The organism is Vibrio sp. B4-6, assembly GCF_963888245.1.
GTDB classification, from domain to species: Bacteria; Pseudomonadota; Gammaproteobacteria; order Enterobacterales; family Vibrionaceae; genus Vibrio; species Vibrio anguillarum.
On sequence record NZ_CAWPIM010000008.1, the window covers coordinates 48,414 to 54,883 of the forward strand.

Consider the following 6,470-nt stretch of genomic DNA (forward strand, 5'->3'; position numbering starts at 1 on the left):
AGATTAAAGTTTGACTAACGAGTCTCGTGACAAATCGGCAATGGTTTTCGCTCCGGTTAAGGTCATGGCAACGCGCATCTCTTTTTCATACAAATCGAGCAAGTTCTCAACGCCGCTTTGACCTTGCGCCGCCAATGCATAAACAAACGAGCGACCCAGTAGCGTGCAGTCCGCGCCCAGCGCCAGCATGCGCACCACATCAAGCCCAGTGCGAATTCCTGAATCGACCAGAATTTTCAGGTCGCCCTTCACCGCATCAGCAATTGCAGGTAAGGCTTTGGCGGTTGACAACACTCCATCAAGCTGGCGACCACCGTGGTTGGATACGATAATGCCATCAGCGCCAAAGCGCACCGCGTCTTTGGCATCTTCTGTATCTAGAATGCCTTTAATGATCATCGGGCCGTCCCAAAAGTCGCGGATCCACTCTAAATCTTTCCATGAAATGGAAGGATCAAAATTTTCACCAAGCCAACCAATGTAGTCTTCCAATTTAGTCGGCGTGCCACGGTAGGCAGAAATATTGCCTAAATCGTGTGGCTTGCCGAGCAAGCCGACATCCCACGCCCAGCTTGGGTGTTTCATCGCTTGAAATACTCGGCGCATCGCCGCATTAGGGCCGCTCATGCCAGAATGCATATCGCGGTAACGCGCGCCGGGAACGGGCATATCCACGGTAAACACGAGGTTTTTTACCCCCGCGGCTTTGGCGCGCTCCAACACGTTTTTCATAAAACCGCGATCTTTGAGCACGTAGAGTTGAAACCAAATTGGTCGAGCCAGCGCCGCTGATACTTCTTCGATCGGGCAAACCGATACGGTAGACAGTGTAAAAGGAATACCTTTATTTTCAGCCGCGCGCGCTGCTTGCACTTCGCCGCGCCGCGCGTACATACCAGTTAAACCTACAGGGGCAAGGGCAATCGGCATTGCAAGCTGTTCGCCAAACAGTTGTGTTTCTAAACTGAGCTCTGACATGTCATTAAGCACGCGTTGGCGCAGTGCGATGTCAGCTAAATCCGCGGTATTGCGTGTGAGCGTGTGCTCACCGTATGAGCCACCATCAATATAATGAAACAGAAAAGGAGGCAATTTCGCTTTCGCGGCAGCGCGATAGTCGGTGGAGGCTGAAATAATCATAGATTGAATCCTAATTTGTACAGAGCTGCCGCCTAGCGAGCTCTGCATTTATTACACAAGATTAATGGTTATAAAAACCAAGTTGATACCAAATCACATCACCAAACTTAGGGTTGCTGGGTCATTAGTACGTCGGTCATATTAAAGCCGTAAATCACCACTAAACCGATAAGGCCAGTCATCACAAGGTAGTAGAAAGTCGGGATAATGGTTTTGCGCAGCGTGGCTCCTTCACGGCCCAATAAACCGACCGTTGCTGATGCCGCGACGACGTTGTGAATCGCAATCATATTGCCCGCCGCTGCGCCAACAGCTTGTAGCGCAATGATCATCACACTGGAAATAGAAAGTGTTTGCGCCACTTCAAACTGGAATTGACTGAACATCATGTTCGACACCGTATTTGAGCCTGCGATGAACGCCCCAAGTGCGCCAACGGTGGCACTTAATGCAGGGAAGGCATCACCGACTAAACCCGCGGCAAAATTGGCGGTAGTGACAGGCATGCTCGCAAGCTCTGCGCCATTGACGCCAGAGTTAATAAAAATACGCACCATAGGGATAGTGAATACCAACACAAAGCCCGCGCCGATCAGCGTTTTGCTTGATTCACCGAATGCTTTGATGAGCGGTGTCGCACTGCGTGACTGCAATATTACTGCCAGTAACGCGACAAAAACCAAGATGCCACCGGGAAGATAAAGCGGTTGAATGGCCGTGCTGATGCCTGTTTCAGCCAGAATGTTGTTAAAGGATAGGCTCACTCCAGCCAGTAGTGACTTAAATTCGCTGCTCACACGGCTTGCCACAAGGATAACCGCGAGCAGAACATAGGGAGTCCAAGCCAATGCAAGGCCCATCGGTTTAGCTTTGATCTCCTCAATATCAATTTTTAATGAGCCTAGCCACTCTGCGGGCCACGATTTCTCTTCTGGAAAATCCCATTGTGATTTGGGTACTAAAAAGCCTTTTTTCGCGGCCGTGACAACCAGTGCCAAGCTGATCAAGCCACCGATTAATGAGGGAAATTCTGGGCCAAGAAAGACGCCCGTTAGCGCGTAAGGCACAGTAAAAGCCAAGCCAGAGAAAATCGCAAAAGGCAAAATATCTAACCCTTCGGTCCAGCTTTTGTTTTTACCGAAAAAGCGCGTCAACATCATCGCCATTAATACTGGCATCAATGTACCGACTATTGCATGGGTGATGGCAACACTGGCGGTGATTTGCTGTAAATACACATCCCAACTTGAACCGTTGCTGGTCAGCGTTTCGGTGATGTTGTGCGTATCTAACCCCTTGTTTACCCCAACAATAATGGGTGTGCCCACTGCGCCGAAAGAGACAGGAGTGGATTGGATCATCATCCCCATCAATACGGCAGCCAACGCAGGAAAACCAATCGCAACCAGCAACGGAGCCGCGATAGCTGCCGGTGTACCAAAACCAGAAGCGCCTTCAATAAAAGAGCCAAAACACCACGCAATGATAATGGCTTGCACACGGCGATCAGCCGAAACATCCGTAAAACCGTTACGAATGGTGGTGATAGCACCAGTGTGTTTTAAGGTGTTGAGTAGGAAGATTGCGCCAAACACAATCCAGAGTACGGAAATCGTGATACCGAACCCTTGCAAAACAGAAGCGAGCACGCGGTTTGCCGACATATCCCAAAATGTGAGGGCGATGGCCACAGTTAATGCAAAGGCCACGGGCATCGCCTTTTTCGCAGGCCAGTTGAGCCCGACTAAAAGAATCGCTGCTACCACAATGGGGGAGAAGGCCACTAGTGCCAGTAAGGTTTCGTTCATTGGATACTTCCTCGTAAAGTGTGCTCTTCGTACTAACTCTAAATAGTAGGATAGTTGAAGAGCAGACATCCTGTAGGGGCTACAGACCTTTCGGCCACGTCGGGTAGCTAAATTATTATATTTGTGATGTTTTTGTTAATTTGGGGTAAATTTACTCCTTTATTTTTTATGGATATAGGGAAATAATGAAAATAATTAATTCCAAAATTGACATAATAAAATGCGAGCAGACGACCTAATATTGTTTTCACAAGTGATGGAACTGGGGAGTTTTAGTAAGGTAGCAGAACAGAATAGCCTTACAAATTCGGTAGTTAGTAAAAGAATGGCGCGTTTGGAAGAAGAGCTAGGCGTGCAGCTATTATACCGAACAACGCGTAAATTAACCCTGACCGAAGCAGGCAAGGCACTGTTACAGGGTGCGAAAAATGTGAAGCTTGCCACTCAAGAAGCCGTCGATGCGGTGGCTGGGTTTGGTGAAAATGTCAGCGGCCACATCAAAATGTCGGTACCCACCATATCAGGCGATCTAATATTGGCCGACGCGGTTGCGGAATTTTGCAATTTACACCCCGGCTTAACGGTGGACATGTCGCTTGATAACCGTTTTGTTGATTTAGTGGAAGGAGGTTTTGACCTAGTGATCCGCACTGGTTATTTGGAAGATTCAAGCTTAATTGCGCGGCATATTTTAGACTCACAGTGGGTTGTGTGCGCTTCTCCCTCTTATATTGCGAAAAATGGAAAACCGTTAAAACCGGAAGATTTAGTCAACCACAACTGCTTTCAATACGCCTACCAAACCACAGGCGCGAGCGAGTGGGAATTTAAAGGCCGCAAAGGAAACTACATTGTCACAGTCTCGGGTTGCTTTTCTACGGATAACGCCACGGCATTGAGAAAAGCGGCTTTAGGCGGCCACGGCATTGCTTATGTACCGCGCTGTTTGGTTTATCATGATTTTCGTAACGGCCAGCTAGTGGATATTTTCCCGGAACAAGTGGGCAAAAAATTGGGTATATACGCCGTGTATCCCTTTACTCGCCAACCCCCGAATAAAGTCCGCTTGCTGATAGAGCACATCCGCGTCCGCTATTTGACTATTTCACACTATTTTTGAGTGTCGACTTATGTAAAGCATGCCTTCAGTTTATTTTGTAAAGGATGTCTTCTGTCTGTATACCCTCCTAACCTCCCCCTTTTAGGGGGAGGTTAGGAGGGTACTGCCAGCAACCAAGAAACACCCCACCCTAACCCTCCCCTTGAAGGGGAGGGAATCAGTTTCGTGATCGTTGAGAGTGTGCCATTTATTATGATTGGTATGGCTTACTAAAACACTTTTGCCCCAAAGTTTGTTAGGGGTTCTTTATGAAACAATATAATCATAATCGCCAACGTATTACTCGTTGGCGACCACTCAATAAGTTACGCCATCTATTTTTGTGTCGAGAATCTTGCCTGATAAGGCGTCAGTTCATTCCCTTCCATCGTTAAGGGAGCGTATAGATTAGGTCTACGACCTCTGATCCAGCGTCTGCCTGTACACATATTTAAATCTTTCGCATTGAGATCGGCAATAACCATATCATTATCGATGCAGTCAGTTTCAGCGATAATTTCACCATAGGGATTGAGCACCATCGCATTCCCCGTTCTAACTTCATCCATATCAACCCCAACACCGTTACTAAAGATCAGGAACATACCATTGTCATGTGCACGCGCGGGTAGCCAACGCATTAACCACTTTCTTCCCTTAGAACCTTGCATTTCAGAACGAATCGAATCTGGATCTTGGTGACGATTATGCCAAAGCTGGGGATCAATCAACCCCATCGCATTAGGGCTGCGAGAGTTCGTTCCGCCTGTTTGATGAGGCGCGACTAGTATATCAGCCCCTTTTAATGCTGTTATTCGAACATTCTCGACTAAATTATTATCCCAGCAAATCAGGATTCCTACACGGCATCCATGTGGCGTATCAAACACAGTGTATTCATTGCCACTTCTCATGTGTTTGCTGACAAACGTATGCAGTTTTCTGTGTTTGGATATCTGGCCATCAGGCATTGCCATTACGTAAGAATTATAGAGATTTCCGTCCTTGTCCTTTTCAATTAAACCTGCGCCGATACTGAGTTGGTATTGTTCAGACATTTTTAGCAAGCGTTGGGACGTTTCCCCTTGTGGAATAAACTCGGACAAATCATTGATCTCTGATTTCTTAAGTTTCGAAACATGCCAATAACCAGTCACACACATTTCAGGGAAGGCGATGATTTTTACCCCTTGTTTAGCAGCCTTTTCTACGTAACTTTGAATAACTGATAAGTTGTAGTTTTTGTCGTTCGCATGGTGGTTAAATTGGACAGTCGCAACACGGATATCTTTCATAATTGTTCCTTTTACTTGGTGAATTTCAACCATTTTAAAAAGCTCCTTTGATTCCGTATAATGAATAAAATTCCTATAATTAATGAGCACATGGAATGGATTTTGTCGATTTACGCACATTCTGCCAGTTAGCGGTAGATGGTAACTATCGAGTAGCTTCAGAGCACTTACACATCACTCAGTCAGCTTTAACTAAGAAGATTCAGCGCCTTGAAGCTTTTTGTGGAGTGGTTTTATTCGAGAGAGGAAGACAAGGGGCCAGTCTAACTGCGGCAGGCGTAGCTCTTTTACCTGAAGCGCAACGAATTGTATCAAGTTTTGAATCTTATAAATCTCTAACTCAACGAGTCGCCAAGGGAATTGCAGGAAATCTCAATATAGGTTTTGGTATATCTTCCTACCACCTTGCACCAGATTACATAGCTAAGTTTAAAAAACACTACCCAGAGATCCACATTACGCTTAACGATATACCATCTCAAAAGCAGTCAGAATTTCTACTTCTAGGGGATCTTCATCTCAGTTTTAGTCGACTACCAACTGTAGCTCCGCTGAAGGGCGTGAAGCTCTGTACAGATCATCTAGTGCTTGCGACGCATAGAAGTCAAATCATAGACAAAAACAAACTGTGGTTTTCGTTAGATTCAATCGATTATTTACAGCTTAATCCTGAGCGAGGTAAGGGGCTAAGCCAACAAATAAACATGCTATTAGAGGAGCATGAGAAAAAACTGAATGTAGTTCAGGAGGCCGATGATATTCAAACATTGTTGGCACTAGTATCAGCAAATTTGGGGTTCACTATTGTTCCTGCAAGTGTAAAGCATATTGCGAATGAGCATGTCGCTTTTTGGGAACTGTCAGGGAAAAATAGCTCATGGGATGTCGGTCTAATTTGGAATGAGCAGTTAGAGAGCTTTGCAAAAGACAATTTCATTCAATTTGTTCAGAAGATGCAAATTGAACGTCGTTGATTCTATAGGTGTGCTGTAACTCATTTTTGTCCGTGCGACCTGAAGTCGTATGAAGCGTTGTTCACCGCTTTATGAGTGAACCGTCTGTATCACCAGATGAACCTACGAGCCTGAATAAAGCAGCGGCTCGGACAATGTAACGAAACTTGGCCGT

5 protein-coding genes are annotated in these 6,470 nt (G+C 46.1%); 2 read left to right on the top strand and 3 right to left on the bottom strand.

What is annotated here, in order from left to right; genetic code table 11:
* Positions 1-3 precede the first annotated feature (3 nt).
* On the bottom strand, positions 4-1,140 hold the full coding sequence (gene lldD / locus AACV20_RS02460) for an FMN-dependent L-lactate dehydrogenase LldD (RefSeq protein ID WP_026027779.1): 1,137 nt from the start codon (positions 1,138-1,140) through the stop codon (positions 4-6).
* Positions 1,141-1,247: 107 nt separating this feature from the next.
* Positions 1,248-2,948: an L-lactate permease gene (locus tag AACV20_RS02465; RefSeq protein ID WP_170907908.1), complete on the bottom strand. Its 1,701-nt coding sequence runs from the start codon at positions 2,946-2,948 to the stop codon at positions 1,248-1,250.
* A gap of 220 nt (positions 2,949-3,168) precedes the next feature.
* Between AACV20_RS02465 and AACV20_RS02470 the strand changes: the two genes are divergently transcribed.
* Positions 3,169-4,068, top strand: coding sequence for a LysR family transcriptional regulator (locus AACV20_RS02470; RefSeq protein WP_170907909.1), 900 nt, complete (start codon positions 3,169-3,171; stop codon positions 4,066-4,068).
* Between the two features lie 314 nt (positions 4,069-4,382).
* Here the strand turns inward: AACV20_RS02470 and AACV20_RS02475 are convergent, their stop codons facing one another.
* Complete coding sequence (locus AACV20_RS02475; RefSeq protein ID WP_094131634.1) at positions 4,383-5,375, bottom strand: nitrilase family protein; 993 nt, start codon at positions 5,373-5,375, stop codon at positions 4,383-4,385.
* Between the two features lie 62 nt (positions 5,376-5,437).
* On the opposite strand from AACV20_RS02475, the gene AACV20_RS02480 reads away from it, so the two are divergent.
* Positions 5,438-6,316, top strand: coding sequence for a LysR family transcriptional regulator (locus AACV20_RS02480; protein ID WP_170907910.1), 879 nt, complete (start codon positions 5,438-5,440; stop codon positions 6,314-6,316).
* Positions 6,317-6,470: the final 154 nt, after the last annotated feature.

What these genes read in the sequence shown, in the direction of transcription:
- lldD (WP_026027779.1), bottom strand. Translation starts at nt 1,140, where the DNA reads ATGATTATTTCAGCCTCCACCGACTATCGCGCTGCCGCGAAAGCGAAA.
- AACV20_RS02465 (WP_170907908.1), bottom strand. Translation starts at nt 2,948, where the DNA reads ATGAACGAAACCTTACTGGCACTAGTGGCCTTCTCCCCCATTGTGGTA.
- AACV20_RS02470 (WP_170907909.1), top strand. Translation starts at nt 3,169, where the DNA reads ATGCGAGCAGACGACCTAATATTGTTTTCACAAGTGATGGAACTGGGG.
- AACV20_RS02475 (WP_094131634.1), bottom strand. Translation starts at nt 5,375, where the DNA reads ATGGTTGAAATTCACCAAGTAAAAGGAACAATTATGAAAGATATCCGT.
- AACV20_RS02480 (WP_170907910.1), top strand. Translation starts at nt 5,438, where the DNA reads ATGGATTTTGTCGATTTACGCACATTCTGCCAGTTAGCGGTAGATGGT.